Consider the following 16142-nt stretch of genomic DNA (forward strand, 5'->3'; position numbering starts at 1 on the left):
AAGTTGCATACGCGTTACGCACCCATCCGCCGGTCGTCGTCATCGGAAGCAAGCTTCCAACACGTTACCCCTCGACTTGCATGTGTTAAGCCTATCGCTAGCGTTCATCCTGAGCCAGGATCAAACTCTCCATTGTTAAGAAAATTTTGTTCCTTTGCTCTTCTTCCTCTACTATCANGTAGCGGATCAAGAGCTGCTCGTATGTTGCTCTTCGCTTTATTGGTTTCGTACGTTGACGTATATATATCGTCACTTAAACTTTCACCCAAGTTGTATCTCTCTAGGTCTCAGACGAAGTGACACTATTACTGTCCCATCGTGAAAACTGGTATACTACTTGTTTTCTTGTCTTGTACTTACACAATTCACATCGCTCACTCCCTATCTCTAAGAAGGGCGATGCCCTTGTCTTATCTTTATGTCTATGATCTCTGTTTCAGCATCTCCAGCCCCTCGGGCGGTGATGTGAGTGCAAAGGTACGAAAGTTTTTCATTCCTGCAAGCGATCCGAAAAAATTCTTTTTCTGCGACCCGCTCGCCCCGACCTCTGCCGGAGCACCTCAGGAGCGTACCCCCTCTCGGCTTTGCGAGTGCAAAGGTACAACTTTTCTCATTCCTCGCAAGCCCTGTCCCGATAATTCCTCAAAGAAATCTCACACTATCCTGAAAATCAGCCCAAAAGAAATCCACTCCTCCACTAAACAACCCTACCCGAGACAGGAGCAGAGACCCCGCTCCCATCAGCCCTCGCACTATTACCGGTATTAGATTTCCCCCAGAGCCGAGACGCAAAAAAGAGGGCAGACCCCGCTTGCAACGGATCTGCCCTCTCTTATTGTGTGGCCCTTTCACTCCTGTGGAGTAAATAAGGGTTGCACTCACGTGCAACCCCTACTATAGGTTCCACAAAATATATTAGGATGTTAGGTAAGAAAGATTGATTAGGTTACGCATCTTGTGATTGTAATGGTGCAAAGGTGCGACAAAATGGGCTGTACGTCAAGGTGCCCAAAGCTGTTACTTAGCAGTAACGAATCAGCTTATTAGCAAACTTTTTGACTTAAAGAGCCGAAATTGCCAACTGCATCTATCAAAGAGCGCTTTCTGCCTCTCTCCTACCGACTACTTCTTACTGTGCGTTGTCCTCAGCGATGCGAGCCTTGATCTTGGCCTCTACCTCGTCGGCGAGGTCAGGATTCTCCTCCAGGAGGGTCTTGGCCGCCTCGCGTCCCTGTCCCATGCGCATGTCTCCGTAGCTGTACCAGGAGCCGCTCTTGTCGATGATGCCCATGTCGACGGCTATGTCGACCAGCTCACCGGACTTGGCGATGCCCTTGCCGTACATGATGTCAAACTCTGCACGACGGAAGGGCGGGGCCACCTTATTCTTGGCCACCTTCACCTTCGTGAGGTTACCCACCTGCTCATCACCGTCCTTGAGGGCGGTGCTGCGACGGATGTCGATGCGGATGGTGGCGTAGTACTTAAGTGCGTTGCCGCCGGTGGTGGTCTCGGGGTTGCCGTAGGCGCCGATCTTCTCGCGAAGCTGATTGATGAAGATGCAGCAGGTGCGGGTCTTGCTGATGAGGGCGGCGAGCTTGCGGAGCGCCTGGCTCATGAGTCGTGCCTGGAGGCCGAGCTTATTCTCTCCCATCTCGCCGTCGATCTCACTCTTAGGGGTGAGGGCGGCGACGGAGTCGATGACGACGACGTCGACGGCGGAGGAGCGGATGAGGTTCTCAGCAATGTCGAGCGCCTGCTCGCCGTCGTCGGGCTGGGAGATCCAGAGACGAGAGAGGTCGACACCAAGGGCCTCGGCATAGACGCGGTCAAAGGCGTGCTCCGCATCGATGTAGGCGGCGAGCCCACCGAGCTTCTGAGCCTCGGCGATGGCGTGGATCGCGAGCGTCGTCTTACCGGAGGACTCCGGCCCGTAGATCTCCACGATGCGCCCGCGGGGATAGCCGCCGATGCCGAGCGCGAGGTCGAGCGTGAGGGAGCCGGTGGGGATCGCCTCTATGGGCTGCACCTCCTGTGAGGCCATGTTCATCAGCGAGCCCTTGCCGAAGGTCTTCTCGATCTTGGCCTGAGCTGCCTGCATTGCCTTGAGCTTATTGGGATCCGCCTCGATGCGGTGAGACTTGGAGGCTGCACCCTCGATCTCGTCGGTGATGCTCTGATCCTCGCCCATCTCTTTCTTATCTGCCATAGTAGTGCTTGTCACTTATTTTTTCCTTTATAAAAGAGGTCATCAGAGCTCCAGATCGATGTCGTGCAGCTCGTGCCAGGGGAGCCCCTGCTTGGCCACCTCCTCGAGGAAGGGATCGGGGTCAAACTCCTCGACATTGAAGACGCCATGACCACTCCAGAGGCCCTTGAAGAACATGATCGCGCCGGTGGTCGCGGGGACACCGGTGGTGTAGCTCACGCCCTGGGCGCCGGTCTCCTTGTAGGCCTCAGCGTGGTCGGTATTATTGTAAATGTAGTAGGTGTGCTCCTCGCCGCCACGTAGCCCGCGGATGCGGCAGCCAATGGAGGTCTGGCCGGTGTAGTCACTCCCGAGCTCCTTGGGGTCGGGGAGGACTGCCTTGAGGAACTGCAGGGGGATGATGTCGACGCCCTTGTACTTGATCGGCTCGATGCCGGCCATGCCGATATTCTGGATCACACGGAGGTGGGTCAGGTACTCCTGTCCGAAGGTCATCCAGAAGCGCGCCCGGCGGAGGGAGGGGTAATTCTTGACCAAGCTCTCCAGCTCCTCGTGGTACATCAGGTAGCTCTCACGGGGACCCACCTCGGGGTAGGTGAGGGTCTTGTGGATCTCGAGCGGCTCGGTGGTGATCCACTTGCCGTCCTCATAGTAGCGCCCGTGCTGGGTTACCTCGCGGATGTTGATCTCGGGATTGAAGTTAGTGGCGAAGGCCTTGTGGTGATCTCCCGCATTGCAGTCGACAATGTCGAGGTGGGTGATCTCGTCGAAGTGGTGCTTGGCGGCGTAGGCGGTGTAGACGCTGCAGACACCGGGATCAAATCCGCAGCCGAGGATGGCGGTGAGGCCCGCTTCCTTGAATCGATCCTGATACGCCCACTGCCAGCTGTACTCATACTTCGCCTCGTCCTTGGGCTCGTAGTTGGCGGTATCGAGGTAATTGACCCCGCAGCGGAGGCAGGCATCCATGATGGGGAGGTCCTGGTACGGGAGGGCGACATTGATCACCAGCTCGGGCTGTACGCGCTGCATAAGCACGCAGAGCTGCTCCACGTCATCGGCATCGACCTGAGCGGTCTTGATGAAGTCCTTTCCTCCGGGGATCTTGGCCACGAGGGCATCGATGGTGCTCTTCGTCCGACTGGCGATGGTGATGTCGGTGAAGATGTCCCTATTCATGGCTACCTTCTGAGCCACGACGGTACCGACGCCACCGGCACCGATAATAAGTACGCGTCCTTTCATATATGGATACTAATGAGTGTATGTGTCATAATCTATCGTCTCAAAGGTACCAAAAACTTAGCTGTCCGACCTTAGTCCTGAGACTGGTGCCTCACGTCAGGGAGTGGGAGGCGTGGGGAGGTAACGACCGGTGTCTTCACCGAAGTGGGCGAGCTCTCGGACGAGGTGTGAAGAGATGGCGGCGAGCTCCGGGCGGGTGAAGAAGAAGATCGTGTCGAGTCCGAAGTGGCTCAGGTGTGTCTCCGCCATCTCCCGCTCAGTCTCCATATCTCTCACGGAGCGGATGCCGCGGACCAGTACGGTGGCTCCGACCCGACGAGCATAGTGGGCAGTGAGCCCCTCGTAGGAGGCGACGGTGATGCGCGGCTCATTCGCATAGAGCCGGGCGATCTGCTCCACCCGCTGCTCGGGTGTGGTGTCGTACTGCTTGCCGACATTGATGCCCACGAGGATGTGCAGCTCATCGACGACGCCAAGGGCGCGGCGGACGAGGTCATCATGACCTATCGTGAAGGGGTCAAAGGATCCGGCAAAGAGGCCGATCAGTGGCTTACTCATCAAACGTCGTCAGTCTCAAGGTTCTCTACAATGAAGTCCTGCCGCTCGCGGCTGTTGGTGCCCATGTAGAACTTCAGCAGCTCGGGGACGTTGTCCTCCTTCTTCATCACCACGGGGTCGAGCCGCATATTCTCGCCGATGAAGTTGCCAAACTCCTCCGGCTTGATCTCTCCCAGTCCCTTAAACCGGGTGACGGAGGCGCTCTTGCCGATCTTCTTCATCGCCTCATTGCGCTCCCGCTCGTCGTAGCAGTAGATGATCTCCTTGCCCTGGCGGTCTCGCACACGGAAGAGGGGCGTCTGGAGGATGAAAACGTGATTCTCACGGATCAGTTCGGGGAAGAACTGGAGGAAGAAGGTGATGATCAGCAGGCGTATGTGCATGCCGTCCACATCAGCATCGGTGGCGACGATGACGCGATTGTAGCGGAGGTCCTCGAGTCCGTCCTCGATATTGAGGGCAGCTTGGAGGAGGTTGAATTCCTCATTCTCGTACACCACTTTCTTCGAGAGGCCGTACGAGTTGAGCGGCTTACCGCGGAGGGAGAAGACCGCCTGGTACTCCGGGTCGCGGCTCTGGGTAATGCTGCCGCTGGCGGAGAGTCCCTCGGTGATGAAGATCTCGGTGCGCTCCGGGTCTTTCGCCTTGGGGTCATTGAAGTGGACGGTGCAGTCGCGGAGTTTCTTATTGTAGAGCGAGGCTTTCTTGACCCGCTCCTTAGCTTTCTTGGAGATGCCCTGTAGAGCCTTCCGCTCCCGCTCGTTGTCGACCACCTTCTTCTGCAGGATCTCAGCGGTGTCGGGGTGCTTGTGAAGGTAGTTGTCGAGCTGAAGCTTGACGAAGTCGATGACAAACTTCTGGATCGAGATGCCGCCCTCGGAGATCTCACGGCTGCCGAGCTTGGTCTTGGTCTGCGACTCGAAGACCGGCTCCTGGATCCGGATGCTGATGGCGGCGGTGATGCCGGAGCGGATGTCGTTGTAGTCGTAGTTCTTGTCGAAGAATTCCTTCACCGTCTTGCCGATCGCCTCCTTGAAGGCCGACAGATGCGTCCCACCGTGGAGGGTATTCTGACCGTTGACAAAGGAGTAGTACTCCTCGCCGTACTGCGTGGAGTGCGTGATCGCCACCTCGATGTCGTCTCCCTGCAGATGGATGATGGGATAGAGCGGTGTGGCTGTCATATTATCCTCCAGGAGATCGAGGAGGCCATTACGGGAGATGAAGCGGGTGCCATTGAGGTGAATCGTCAGACCCGGCTGGAGATAGGTATACATCCGGATCATGCTGTGGACGAAGTCCTGCTGGTAGCGGTAGTTGCGGAAAATATCCGGGTCTGCGTAGTAGTCGACGAAGGTGCCGTCGTGCTCGCCCGGTGCGGGCACTATGTCGCTCTCCTCGACGAGCTTCCCCTTCTCGAAGACGACTGTCTTCACCGTCCCATCGCGGTAGGAGGAGACAGCCATACGGGTGGAGAGGGCGTTGACCGCCTTAAGCCCGACGCCATTGAGCCCGACCGACTTCTTGAAGACCTCGTTGTCGTACTTGGCGCCAGTATTCATCGTGCCTACAGCCTTGGCGAGAGAGCCCTGAGGAATGCCTCGGCCGTGGTCGCGGACGGTGACGTGGCGGCGCTCCTCCTCGTCGATCGTGATGTAGATATGCTTACCGTACCCCATCGTGTACTCGTCGATGGAGTTGTCGATCACCTCCTTTAGGAGCACGTAGATACCATCGTCGGGAGCGGTACCGTCGCCCAGCTTACCGATGTACATACCGGGACGGAGCCGGATGTGCTCCATCGGATTGAGGGTAACGATCTTATCCTCCTGGTAGAGGGGGTCAGGTGTAGATGTTAGTGGTGTGGGGGTAAGCTTCTCTTCTGCGTCGGTCATTTAGCTATTCTCTCCTTCGTATTTCTGCATTTCCTCCACGGAGGCGCGCGGCATCAGCAGCCTATTGGGCTGCTCCTCACTGCGTGTCTCCTCCTCCTTTGCCCTCTTCTCGCGCCGTCTCTTGGCGAGCTCCTCGCCCTTCTCCGTCAGCGGAGTGACGTAGCAGCGGTGGGTCTTGTGGTGGATCTTGCGGAAGAAATTCCACTGCACCTGCACGTGGACGTTGTGCTCCAGCTCCAGATTGGACTCGAGGAAGCGGACGCCATACTGCTGTACGACCGGGATCATGAGCTCAAAGATGAGCGCAATCAGTCCCTTGCCCTGATACTCCGGATCGACAGCGATGAGCATCAGGTCCATCACCTCCGCCTTCCGGCTCTTTAGTGCCTTGAGGATCGGGATGAAGCCAAAGGGCCAGAGCTTACCCTGAGAGCGCTGCAGCGCCTTGGTGATCGAGGGCATGGCGACACCGAAGCCGACGAGCTTCCCATCCGAGACCTGTCGCACAAGCCCGATGAGATCGGTATTGATCAGCGGGAGGAAGGTGTCGATCAGCTGCTGCGTCTCCGCCTTGGTGAGGACGCTGGCGCCATAGAGGTTGCTGTAGGTGCGATTGAAGAGGTCGAAGATGTCATCCGCATACTCCTCCACGAGGCGTTTTCGGTCGTGAATGAAGAATGCCTCAAGATTGTACCTCCGCCGGACGAGATCAGCCCCCTTGCGGTACCGCTCCGGCACGGTGTGCGGTGGGATGATGCGGAAGCCGAGCCAGTCGACATCCTTCTCAAATCCCAATCGCTCCATATGCTTGGGGTAGTAGGGGTAGTTGTAGCTCTCGATGAAGGTGGCGACTTGGTTGAAGCCCTCGATCAGCATCCCCTCGCGGTCCATGTCAGTGAAGCCCAGCGGACCCACCAGCTCGTCGCAGGCATAGTCATTCGCCCACTTCGTCACCGCATCCATCAGCGCATCGACCACCTCTTCATCGTCCTCGAAGTCAAAGAAGCCGAAGCGGGCACGATTTTGGTGCCATCGCTCGTTGCAGTTATGGTTGATGATCCCGGCGATGCGCCCAACGATGCGGTCGCCTCGGTAAGCAAGGTAGCAGACATAGTCGCAGTGCTCGAGGTTAGGATTTTTCCCCTTCGTAAGGGTATCCATATCGCCATCGATGAGAGGCGGACAGTAGTAGGGGCTCCCCTTGTAGAGCTTCACGGGGTACTCGACAAAGTCACGCAGCATGCTCTTGCTCGTCACGCGCACGATGCGCAGCTCATGCGGGGTAGGCAGTACCTCGCCCTTCGTGATGCCGAGGAGTCTTCTGAACCACCGACCCTGACTGCTATTGTACACTTTCTTTATACCCATGTCGTCTCTTGCTACTCTTGGTGCATGTGAATAAGCCCCCCACACCCCACGACAAAGGTAATCAAAATTGCAATGCACACCCTTTGCCCCCCTCGAGTGGATAACTGCAAATGTACCACCTCAGCCGACAGCGGTTGTCTCTCTCTGTCTCTTTCTGTCTCTTCTTGATCAAAATTGCTTGGTCACTCGCTCCCCCTCGACCAGAGCATTGGGGCAAAGCGGGGGAGTTGGTACCTTTGTCGGTGGATATGAATAATAAGTTTTTCTATACCGTCGGGTCGCTTGCCTGCCTGATCTCGCTCTTCCTGAGGGTGAGAGGCGACCGGCTGGATATGCCTGACGGCGGGCTGCCGTGGGTGATGCACCTGATGCACCTGCTGATCTGCGGCATTGCGCTCTACTACGTCTACAAGCGGCTGATGGATAAGCCGAGGATCAGTCTCCTCGCGATCCTGATGCTGGGCGTCGGTACGGTCTTCAATCCTATCTACGTCCCCGACTTCCAGCTCACCACCTGGCTGATCATCGAGATCACATCGATGGTCCTCTTCTTCGTCTGCTCCCTCAGAGAGAAGCTTCCTGTCCCCGATGATGATGAAAAAAAGTAGGTTCTCGCTTCTCCTCCTTCTCCTCCTCCTTGCCGGATGCGGTGAGGGCACCCCGAACGAGGAGGTGATCCTCGGCGAGATCCGCTCTGTCCAGCACTTTGAGCTGACAGAGATGGAGCTGACGGAGAGCTTCATCATCCGCGGCAGCGGCACCACGATCGAGGGCATCCGCTCACTCAGCGAGGCGGCGGACTATGTCGATAATCTCCTCCGTCCCGGCGACCGCATCGGCGTCTACTCCTTTACCCACACCGCCATCGCCTACCTGGATCTGAGCCGGCTCAGTACAGATAAAGTGCGAGTGGAGGGGAAGAAGGTCTGGCTCACCCTGCCGCCTGTGGAGGTGAAGCTCGCCGGCCGCTCTCCCACGCTCGAGGTGCTCCACGAACGGGTTACAGGCACCAAGAGACCCATCACCTCTGAGGAACGAAAGAAGCTGCAGGATGAAGCATCCCAGCGGACCACTGCACGGCTGCGCCCCGGCAGTGCCACATACGATCTGCTCTGCCGCAGGGGGGAGCGTCAGGCGACTGCCTACTTCAGCGGCCTGCTCCATGCTCGAGGCTACGAGATGGTTCACATAGCATTTGACCGCCATGAGTAAGCAGCGAAAAGGGCTTTACATAGCTATCCCGGTGCTTCTCCTCCTGATCGTCGGGGCCGTCCTGATCCTCCGGGGAGAGAGAGCAAAGGAGCGGACCCGGCTCTCCCACCTCTACGACACCGTCATCACCGACATTACCGATGTGCTGCGGGTGACCGTGCTGGAGAGCGAGGAGGTGGTGCCGGTCCGGTACCGCACCGGACGAACGGAGGCCTTCGGCGTGGGACACTACCGGACGAGGATCTACTTCGATGTCGAGCGACTGGCGGCGGTGCAGCATGGCGACACGCTCTTTGTCCGACTGCCTCAGCCTGAGGTGGCGGTCCTGGAGGACGAGACCCGCGGCTTCGTCCTCGTAGATGTCTGGAGCCGTGACTTCGGGACCAATCTCATCGGACCACACCTCTCGACGACGCAGGAGAATGAGATGCGACTCAAGGCTGTGGAGGAAGCCCGGCGTCGCGTCTCCTCGGCTGAGAATCTCTCTCGTGCTCGGAGCGAAGCGGCTGCGGTCCTCACCGATATGCTCTCCCTCGTCCCCGGCACCGTCGTCGTCTACACCTCCCCCTTCGATCCTCTACCGGACGCCCCCGACCGGGTGCTCCTCCCCCGTAAGCAATAAGGTCCGGCTCCCAGCAAAGCAACAATAGCACACTGCTTCTCTGGCTATCTCCCTGCGACACCGTCTGGGTAGACCTTCGCTCTCTATAACTTCACACACACTATTATATACCTCACATTTCAGTGGTCATTTCCGGCCATTGACCTGAGGCCATTCTATTACCGGTAATAGTGTCGACTAATACCGGTAATAGTTCTTTCTTTTACCGGTAATAGATTTCACCCAGACCGACATTAGTCTGACACGCGCCGGAAGGCAGGTGCGAGGGGCATCCTGATGATGAGAGAGAATAGTGGGGAAATGGCTACTTTTGAGCCACACCAAAGAAAGAATCAGAAAAATGGAGAGCAATATCATTTTATACACCAATGACTCCGGAGACGTAAGCATACAGGTGCGCTATGTGGATGGTACATTTTGGCTTACTCAGAAGCGTATGGCGGAACTCTTTGATGTCAGTACAAGCACCATCAACGAGCATCTGAAGAACATATTTACCACAGGGGAGCTGGCAGAAGAGGGAACTATTCGGAAATTCCGAATAGTTCAGAAGGAGGGTGACAGACAGGTGGTCAGGAGTGTAACGTTTTATCCATTAGATGCTATTATTGCTGTCGGTTATCGAGTCAATTCAGATCAAGCTACACGATTCAGAAAGTGGGCAACTAAAACGCTCAATGCCTTTATCACCAAGGGGTATGTTCTCGACAAAAACAGGATGCTGAGTATATTACTTTGACAAAGAGATCAAACGGCTAAAAGGGGACTGATAGCACGAGACGGCATTCACCTCTGCCTTCTCTATGAACATCCTTGCAATGATTCCACTGCTGTCGGTATGCGCCTGTCAGGGAAGGGAAATAGGGGGGAAATGGCTACTTTTGTGGGAAGAGAATGATTCCGATATGAAGTACGATATCACCTATACACTCGACCGGCTGCCTGAGGTGGCGGAGGAGCTCTTAGAGAAGTTTGGAGACCACCGGGTCTGGGCCTTTGATGCACCTATGGGGGCGGGCAAGACGACGCTGATCGATGAGATCTGCAAGCTGCTCCGGATCCAGGAGGTGACCAGCAGTCCCACCTTTGCGATCGTCAATGAGTACCACACCGAGGACGATCGCGCCGTCTACCACATCGACTGCTACCGGCTCGATGACCTGGCGGGTGCCTACCGCATCGGCCTCGAGGAGTACATAGAGAGCGGCGAGTACTGCTTCATCGAGTGGCCGGAGGTGGTGACGCCGCTCCTCGACGAGGAGGCTCTGACGCTCCACATTGAGATCATCGACGACGGACGGGCGCGCCGTCTCACCGTCGACTGAGCGCTCCTATGACCGCCAGGCTGCTGATAGAGATCGCGGTAGTGGGGATGTTTGTCCTCCCCGGGCTGCTGGCTCTCTGGGTCGGTATCGCTAACAGAGAGTGGTTCTTCTCCAATCCTCAGGCGCAGATCTGGCTCCGTGTCTTTGGGCGAAAGGGCAGCCGCATCGCCACGATCGTCGTCGGCCTGCTGCTCCTCGCCTGCAGCCTCCTCTTTTACCTTGATCCCCTTCACGTCACGACGTCCTAAGCCTTACCTATGAGACACCCCTACTCCACTTCGGAGAACGAGATGAAAGACTATACCGATGCCCGAAGCAGGCTCCTCGTCGAGGAGACCCTGCGGGGCAATTACGCCCTCGCCCTCAGGATGCTGAGCGAGGGCTCTCTGCCTGAGAAGAGCCGACTCGAGCAGCTGAGTGAGACTTACCGGCTCCTCTGCAGCTACTACGCACGAGGGGCGGAGGATCCCTCTCGGGATGAGATCCTGCGTAAGATCGGGCGGGAGCTGATGGCGCTGATACGGCGAGAGCGGGAGATCAATGTGCGGCTGCCCTACAGCTGCATTGCCGCGAGGGAGCGGCTGGGGGAGGGGTACGACTTTGCCGAGGATCTGGGGCGTCCGCTGATGCGGCGGGAGCCGGGGTACTTCGACCGACTGGATCGGCTCTTCGACTACCTCTGGGCGACCGACCGGCTGACGGAGGCGGACTGTGAGGCGATCCGACGGTCCACCGACGGCATCGAGCGGCGGATCATTCTCTCAGGGCTCTTTGTCGGGCTGTGTGAGGAGTTTGATCCCGCCAAGGTCCTTCTCCTCATCGAGGTGCTGGAGGATCGCGAGCCGGCGGATGTGGCGATCGCCCTACCCTCCCTGCTGATGGGCGGACGACGGCATCAGAGCGAGATCGTGAGGCTCTATCCGGAGCTGGCGGAGCGTGGTCTCGCCGCACTGCGACGGCTGCGGGAGGAGCTCCATATGGCGGTGGAGGAGCTCTACAATACCTACTCCACGGAGCGGAACGACCGGATCTTTACGGAGGAGGTGCTGCCGAAGTTGCAGGGACTCGGGGAACACCTGCGCGGTATGCCGGGGGCGACGATGGAGGATCAGGTGCAGAACTTCTACCACAGCCTCGACGAGCACCAGGACGGTCAGATAGAGAGCCTCCTCGCCGATGCGATGGGACGACTGGGGGACATGCAGAAGGACCGCTTCGATATGGAGTACTCGTCGGTGAAGAATCTTAAGGTCTTCCCCTTCTTCAGCAGCCCTGCACATTGGTTTTATCCCTATATCCCGACCCATCCTGACCTGATCGAGGGGAATGTGAGGATGCTGGCCGACTGGGGGACGGCACTCTTCGGTGGTCGACGACTGGTCTCCTCCGACCGCTACTCCTTCTCCCTCATCCCGGGTCTGGACCGGATAATCCCGCAGATGGACCTGCCGGCAGGGGTCTCTCTCGGGGAGAGCGAGCCGATGACGCTGCGGGAGCAGATGAGGGACTTCCTCTTCGGGGCCTACCGCTTCTACACGCTCTACAGCGACGCGAGCGACTTCATCAGTCCCTTCGAGGGACATCCATTCGTCCTCGACGGACCCTTCACCCGGGCGGCAGACCTCTACACCGAGGATCAGCTCTGCGACCTCGCCCTGCGGGTGGCGCACGATGGTCACTACGGCTCGGCGGGGAGGCTCTACGAGCGATCGCAGCGGGACTATGGGAGCCACTCCGGTGAGGTGTGGCGCGGCATAGCGGTGGTCTGCATGATGGACGACCGGGACGAGGAGGCGCTCCACGCCCTGGAGGAGGCGATCCGCGAGGAGGGAATGCGGAGCGGTACGGCAGAGAGGGTGGTCTCACTCTTGGTGAAACTGGGTCGAAAGAGCGACGCCATCGACTTCATCCGTAAGGCGGAGGATCAGGTGGAGGGTCCCGGGAGGATCCGGCTGGTAGCGGAGCGGGTCCGACTGCTGAGAGAGCGGGGAGAACCGGAGGAGACACTCCAGGCAGCCTACAAGGCGGACTTCCTCGCCGACGGGGAGGATAAGGAGATCTCCGAGACCCTCTGCGCCCTACTCCTCGAGGCGGGTCAGGCGGCGGAGGCGGTGAAGCGCGCCCACTCCTCGTCCCTTCCGCTCTACGAGGGAGTCGCTCGTATTGCCACAGGAGAGCGGACAGAGGGCATAGCGCTCCTCTCCGACGCTCTGCGCCGAGGGGAGATCAGCCCGGACCGACTCCGGGAGCCTCTCGCTCTGCTCGATAAGTACGACCTCCCCGACTGGGAGCGAGCACTGATCTACGACACCATCATCCTACAGTCTTATGAGGCAAAGTAAGCCCTTTCTCCTTCTACTCACCACCCTGCTGCTGATCCTCGTCGGCTGTGGCCGCAAGGATCAGGTCGGCAGTCCCCTCACAGTCGACCTCCGTCCCGGCACACAGCCGGCGCTGCTCTACACCTACGGCACGACCGCCATCAGGATAGACACGATCGATGGGAAGTATAAGGCGCGCTACGACCGTGACACGCTGGACTTCTTCGTCCTTACCGATACCACCGGACTGATAGAGACGGTCCTGATCCCCGACACCACCAAGCTGAAGTACCGCCCCGGCAAGATCGAGGGAGCGCGCTACGCCGATGAGGTGATGGAGTGGCAGCGTCTGATCACCGAGGCGGGGGACAGCATCACTCCAGACCTGAGGGACTTCTATGGGCGGATGAGCGGTCGCCGACTCAGTCTCTTCTACGCCCTCGATGGGCTGCGGCGCTACCCCGATCAGGAGCGGTCGCTCCTCGAGAGACTGCTCTCCACGGCGCGATACAGCCACTCCGATCTCATGAGCGCGCTCGGGCTGAGTTGCGAGACCGGAGTGAGCCGCTTCCCCGACTGGTTTGGTACGGAGCAGAGGATCACCAAGGACTTTATCAAGCCCGATCACTTCATGGCGGTACTGGCACTCAGGGAGAGCGACCTGGACAGCACGCTGCTCCGCCCCTTCTACCACACCGCCGACAGCCTCGGCGTCAAGAGCATCCTCCTCCTGATTGGTCAGGGAGAGAGTGCGCCCCTCTTCCCCAAGCCCGACCGCAGGACGCTCATCGTCAGCGACAGTATCGGCGAGGCGTCTACCCTCGCCACCAACCTCCGGGCGGAGACGCTCCCCGCCTACTTCGTCGTAGACACGCTGATGAGCGTCATCGATCGCCCCTCGGACCTCCCCGAGCTGACCCGGTACATCCTGGAGCACGACACCATTCCCCTGAAGAAGAGTAAGAGAAAATGATCGAACTATCGGACGACCTCAGCTACCCCGGCGATCAAGAAGAGGCAGAGAGAGGTCCCTCCCACGCTCTCGCCAAGATCTACGGCCAAGCTGTCAACGGACTCTCCGCCACCACGATCACCATAGAGGCGCAGTGCCAGGACGGTGTGCGCTACACGCTCGTCGGGCTGCCCGATACGGCGGTGAAGGAGAGCCGTGAGCGGGTCGAGGCGGCACTCCTGGAGTCCGGTATCGCCTGGAAGCGGCGGCGCTACATCATCAATATGTCCCCCGCCGACATCCGCAAGGAGGGCGCCGCCTACGACCTGCCCCTCGCCGTCGTCCTCGCCGGGCTAATGTGTCCCCTGGATCTGTCCCCACTGGAGCGCGTGGTGGTGATGGGGGAGCTCTCACTAGACGGTCAGATACAGCCGATCCACGGCATACTCCCGATGGCGATCAATGCGGTGCGGGAGGGCTTCCGAGCCATCATCGTCCCGCGTGCCAATGCCCGCGAGGCGGCGGTCGTCGATGGGCTGACCGTCTACGCCGCCGACACGCTGACGCAGGTGCTCGCCTTCGTTTCCGGCACCGGGACACTGGACGTGGTGACCGACCACACTTCAGAGTCGGACTTCGTCACCTCGATAGACAGCATGCTCGACTTTGCGGACGTAAAGGGACAGGAGGAGGTGCGGCGCGCCATGGAGGTGGCTGCGGCAGGCAATCACAATATCCTCATGGTCGGTGCGCCCGGCAGCGGCAAGTCGATGATGGCGAAGCGGCTCCCGGCGATCCTCCCTCCGCTGACGAAAGATGAGGCCATCGAGACGACGATGATCCACTCCGTCGCCGGTGTGCTGCCTCCCGACAGCGGGCTGATGACGCAGCGACCCTTCCGCTCCCCCCACCACACCACCTCGGGCGTCGCTCTCGTGGGCGGCGGCACCTACCCCAAGCCCGGCGAGATCTCGCTGGCGCACAATGGGGTGCTCTTCTTAGACGAACTGCCGGAATTCTCCCGCCACGTGCTGGAGGTGCTTCGTCAGCCGCTCGAGGATAGGATCGTCACCGTCTCACGAGCTCGCGGGACGATCACCTTCCCCGCCTCATTTATGCTCGTGGCATCGATGAATCCCTGCCCCTGCGGCAACTACAATAACCCGGCGAAGGACTGCACCTGCCTCCCCGGGCAGATCTCCGCCTACCTCGGACGCCTCTCCGGTCCCCTACTCGACCGCATCGACATCCAGGTGGAGATCGTGCCGGTACCCTTCGAGGCGCTCTCGTCGCGAGAGCCGGGCGAGTCGAGCGCCGTGATCCGTGAGCGAGTGCTACGGGCGCGGGCGATACAGTCGGCACGCTATAGGGATATCCCCGGCATCTACACCAACGCCCAGATGACCCCCGCTCTGATGAAGGAATACATCCACATCGACTCCGCCGGGCGGGAGCTCCTCCGCCGCGCCATGGACCACTACGGTCTCTCGGCGCGCGCCTACGACCGGATCCTCAAGGTGTCGCGCACCATCGCCGACCTGGAGGGCTCGCCCGAGGTGCTGACCCACCACATCGGCGAGGCGGTCAATTACCGCAAGCTCGACCGCAGCAGTTGGGGTGAGGTAAAGTCGTAATCGCTCCCGAAGGTGATGAAAAAAGTCTACCACCTCGGCCTACTCGGACGCGACATCGGCTACAGCCGGTCGCCGGAGCTCTTCGCAGAGATCTTCTGCCGCGAGGGGCTCGAGGGCTCCACCTACCGGCTCATCGATCGTCCCGAGGTGGAACCCTTTGTCACCAAAGTCCGTCGGACCGCCCACTGGGACGGCTTCAACGTCACCACGCCCTACAAGACCGCCATCATCCCCTACCTCGACCGTCTCGAACCGCTGGCATCGGCGGTGGGTGCGGTCAATTGTGTCACCTGCCGGGAGGGGCTCCTCACCGGCTACAATACCGACGTGGAGGGCTTTGCTGCCTCACTCCGAGAGGAGATCGGCGCCGGCCCCCTACCCTCCTCCGCCCTGATCCTCGGCAGCGGTGGCGCCTCCTGTGCTGTCCGGGTGGCGCTCGAGCAGCTGGGCATCCCCTCCGAGACGGTATCGAGGAGCCGCGGACTCACCTACGACCACCTGACCCCGGAGCAGCTCGCCCACACCCCGCTGATCGTACATGCGACCCCGCTCGGCAGCGCCAAGTACCCGGGTGCCAAGCCTCCCCTACCCTACGACGCACTCCACCCCGGGCAGCTGCTCATCGACCTCACCTACGAACCGGAGGTGACCCCCTTCCTCGCAGAGGGACAGGCGCACGGCTGCCGCACCGCCAATGGTCTGACGATGCTTCGCGCTCAGGCGGAGGCGGCCTGGTGCCACTTCCGAGACCAGCGCATCAGCGAGGGGTAATCCTTTTCAAAGGTCTCATAAAGGCAAACG

The 16142-nt window shown here is 59.4% G+C and carries 15 protein-coding genes and 1 rRNA gene; 10 read left to right on the top strand and 6 right to left on the bottom strand.

The window, feature by feature from the left end; translation table 11 throughout:
- The 6 genes from B088_RS04610 to B088_RS04635 all read right to left on the bottom strand — a co-directional run.
- A 16S ribosomal RNA gene (locus B088_RS04610) occupies positions 1-136 on the bottom strand; the annotation flags it as partial.
- 993 nt (positions 137-1129) lie between these two features.
- The gene (gene recA, locus B088_RS04615; RefSeq protein ID WP_018107244.1) at positions 1130-2209 is read right to left on the bottom strand and encodes a recombinase RecA; all 1080 of its coding nucleotides are present in this window, start codon (positions 2207-2209) and stop codon (positions 1130-1132) included.
- A 42-nt stretch (positions 2210-2251) separates the two neighbouring features.
- Positions 2252-3454: a saccharopine dehydrogenase family protein gene (locus B088_RS04620; protein WP_018107245.1), complete on the bottom strand. Its 1203-nt coding sequence runs from the start codon at positions 3452-3454 to the stop codon at positions 2252-2254.
- A gap of 96 nt (positions 3455-3550) precedes the next feature.
- The gene (gene coaD, locus B088_RS04625) at positions 3551-4012 is read right to left on the bottom strand and encodes a pantetheine-phosphate adenylyltransferase (RefSeq protein WP_018107246.1); all 462 of its coding nucleotides are present in this window, start codon (positions 4010-4012) and stop codon (positions 3551-3553) included.
- Positions 4012-5907 (bottom strand): DNA topoisomerase IV subunit B, encoded by a 1896-nt coding sequence (locus B088_RS04630; protein ID WP_018107247.1) that lies wholly within the window; start codon positions 5905-5907, stop codon positions 4012-4014. The genes coaD and B088_RS04630 overlap by 1 nt, the downstream gene beginning before the upstream one ends.
- Positions 5908-7275, bottom strand: a complete 1368-nt coding sequence (locus B088_RS04635; protein ID WP_155802314.1) for a hypothetical protein — start codon at positions 7273-7275, stop codon at positions 5908-5910.
- A 248-nt stretch (positions 7276-7523) separates the two neighbouring features.
- On the opposite strand from B088_RS04635, the gene B088_RS04640 reads away from it, so the two are divergent.
- From B088_RS04640 to B088_RS04685, 10 genes are all read left to right on the top strand, one after another.
- Positions 7524-7883 carry a hypothetical protein gene (locus tag B088_RS04640; RefSeq protein WP_018107249.1) on the top strand — a complete coding sequence of 120 codons (360 nt, stop codon included), beginning with the start codon at positions 7524-7526 and terminating at the stop codon, positions 7881-7883.
- Positions 7870-8487, top strand: coding sequence for a DUF4230 domain-containing protein (locus B088_RS04645; RefSeq protein ID WP_162137996.1), 618 nt, complete (start codon positions 7870-7872; stop codon positions 8485-8487). The genes B088_RS04640 and B088_RS04645 overlap by 14 nt, the downstream gene beginning before the upstream one ends.
- Complete coding sequence (locus B088_RS04650; protein WP_018107251.1) at positions 8480-9109, top strand: DUF4230 domain-containing protein; 630 nt, start codon at positions 8480-8482, stop codon at positions 9107-9109. The genes B088_RS04645 and B088_RS04650 overlap by 8 nt, the downstream gene beginning before the upstream one ends.
- A gap of 436 nt (positions 9110-9545) precedes the next feature.
- Positions 9546-9848, top strand: a complete 303-nt coding sequence (locus tag B088_RS04655; protein ID WP_245546723.1) for a virulence RhuM family protein — start codon at positions 9546-9548, stop codon at positions 9846-9848.
- A 166-nt stretch (positions 9849-10014) separates the two neighbouring features.
- Positions 10015-10434, top strand: a complete 420-nt coding sequence (gene tsaE, locus B088_RS04660; protein WP_018107253.1) for a tRNA (adenosine(37)-N6)-threonylcarbamoyltransferase complex ATPase subunit type 1 TsaE — start codon at positions 10015-10017, stop codon at positions 10432-10434.
- 8 nt (positions 10435-10442) lie between these two features.
- On the top strand, positions 10443-10682 hold the full coding sequence (locus B088_RS04665) for an Imm17 family immunity protein (protein ID WP_018107254.1): 240 nt from the start codon (positions 10443-10445) through the stop codon (positions 10680-10682).
- A 42-nt stretch (positions 10683-10724) separates the two neighbouring features.
- Positions 10725-12776 (top strand): tetratricopeptide repeat protein, encoded by a 2052-nt coding sequence (locus B088_RS04670; RefSeq protein WP_018107255.1) that lies wholly within the window; start codon positions 10725-10727, stop codon positions 12774-12776.
- Positions 12763-13728 carry a hypothetical protein gene (locus tag B088_RS04675; protein WP_018107256.1) on the top strand — a complete coding sequence of 322 codons (966 nt, stop codon included), beginning with the start codon at positions 12763-12765 and terminating at the stop codon, positions 13726-13728. The genes B088_RS04670 and B088_RS04675 overlap by 14 nt, the downstream gene beginning before the upstream one ends.
- Positions 13725-15341, top strand: coding sequence for a YifB family Mg chelatase-like AAA ATPase (locus B088_RS04680; RefSeq protein ID WP_018107257.1), 1617 nt, complete (start codon positions 13725-13727; stop codon positions 15339-15341). The genes B088_RS04675 and B088_RS04680 overlap by 4 nt, the downstream gene beginning before the upstream one ends.
- Before the next feature lie 15 nt (positions 15342-15356).
- Positions 15357-16112, top strand: a complete 756-nt coding sequence (locus B088_RS04685) for a shikimate dehydrogenase family protein (RefSeq protein ID WP_018107258.1) — start codon at positions 15357-15359, stop codon at positions 16110-16112.
- The last annotated feature ends 30 nt before the right edge of the window (positions 16113-16142 follow it).

The organism is Porphyromonas bennonis DSM 23058 = JCM 16335 (assembly GCF_000375645.1).
Lineage (GTDB): Bacteria > Bacteroidota > Bacteroidia > Bacteroidales > Porphyromonadaceae > Porphyromonas_A > Porphyromonas_A bennonis.

Excerpts from the sequence above, each read along its gene's own strand:
- recA (WP_018107244.1), bottom strand. The coding sequence starts at position 2,209 with ATGGCAGATAAGAAAGAGATGGGCGAGGATCAGAGCATCACCGACGAG.
- B088_RS04620 (WP_018107245.1), bottom strand. The coding sequence starts at position 3,454 with ATGAAAGGACGCGTACTTATTATCGGTGCCGGTGGCGTCGGTACCGTC.
- coaD (WP_018107246.1), bottom strand. The coding sequence starts at position 4,012 with ATGAGTAAGCCACTGATCGGCCTCTTTGCCGGATCCTTTGACCCCTTC.
- B088_RS04630 (WP_018107247.1), bottom strand. The coding sequence starts at position 5,907 with ATGACCGACGCAGAAGAGAAGCTTACCCCCACACCACTAACATCTACA.
- B088_RS04635 (WP_155802314.1), bottom strand. The coding sequence starts at position 7,275 with ATGGGTATAAAGAAAGTGTACAATAGCAGTCAGGGTCGGTGGTTCAGA.
- B088_RS04640 (WP_018107249.1), top strand. The coding sequence starts at position 7,524 with ATGAATAATAAGTTTTTCTATACCGTCGGGTCGCTTGCCTGCCTGATC.
- B088_RS04645 (WP_162137996.1), top strand. The coding sequence starts at position 7,870 with ATGAAAAAAAGTAGGTTCTCGCTTCTCCTCCTTCTCCTCCTCCTTGCC.
- B088_RS04650 (WP_018107251.1), top strand. The coding sequence starts at position 8,480 with ATGAGTAAGCAGCGAAAAGGGCTTTACATAGCTATCCCGGTGCTTCTC.
- B088_RS04655 (WP_245546723.1), top strand. The coding sequence starts at position 9,546 with ATGGCGGAACTCTTTGATGTCAGTACAAGCACCATCAACGAGCATCTG.
- tsaE (WP_018107253.1), top strand. The coding sequence starts at position 10,015 with ATGAAGTACGATATCACCTATACACTCGACCGGCTGCCTGAGGTGGCG.
- B088_RS04665 (WP_018107254.1), top strand. The coding sequence starts at position 10,443 with ATGACCGCCAGGCTGCTGATAGAGATCGCGGTAGTGGGGATGTTTGTC.
- B088_RS04670 (WP_018107255.1), top strand. The coding sequence starts at position 10,725 with ATGAAAGACTATACCGATGCCCGAAGCAGGCTCCTCGTCGAGGAGACC.
- B088_RS04675 (WP_018107256.1), top strand. The coding sequence starts at position 12,763 with ATGAGGCAAAGTAAGCCCTTTCTCCTTCTACTCACCACCCTGCTGCTG.
- B088_RS04680 (WP_018107257.1), top strand. The coding sequence starts at position 13,725 with ATGATCGAACTATCGGACGACCTCAGCTACCCCGGCGATCAAGAAGAG.
- B088_RS04685 (WP_018107258.1), top strand. The coding sequence starts at position 15,357 with ATGAAAAAAGTCTACCACCTCGGCCTACTCGGACGCGACATCGGCTAC.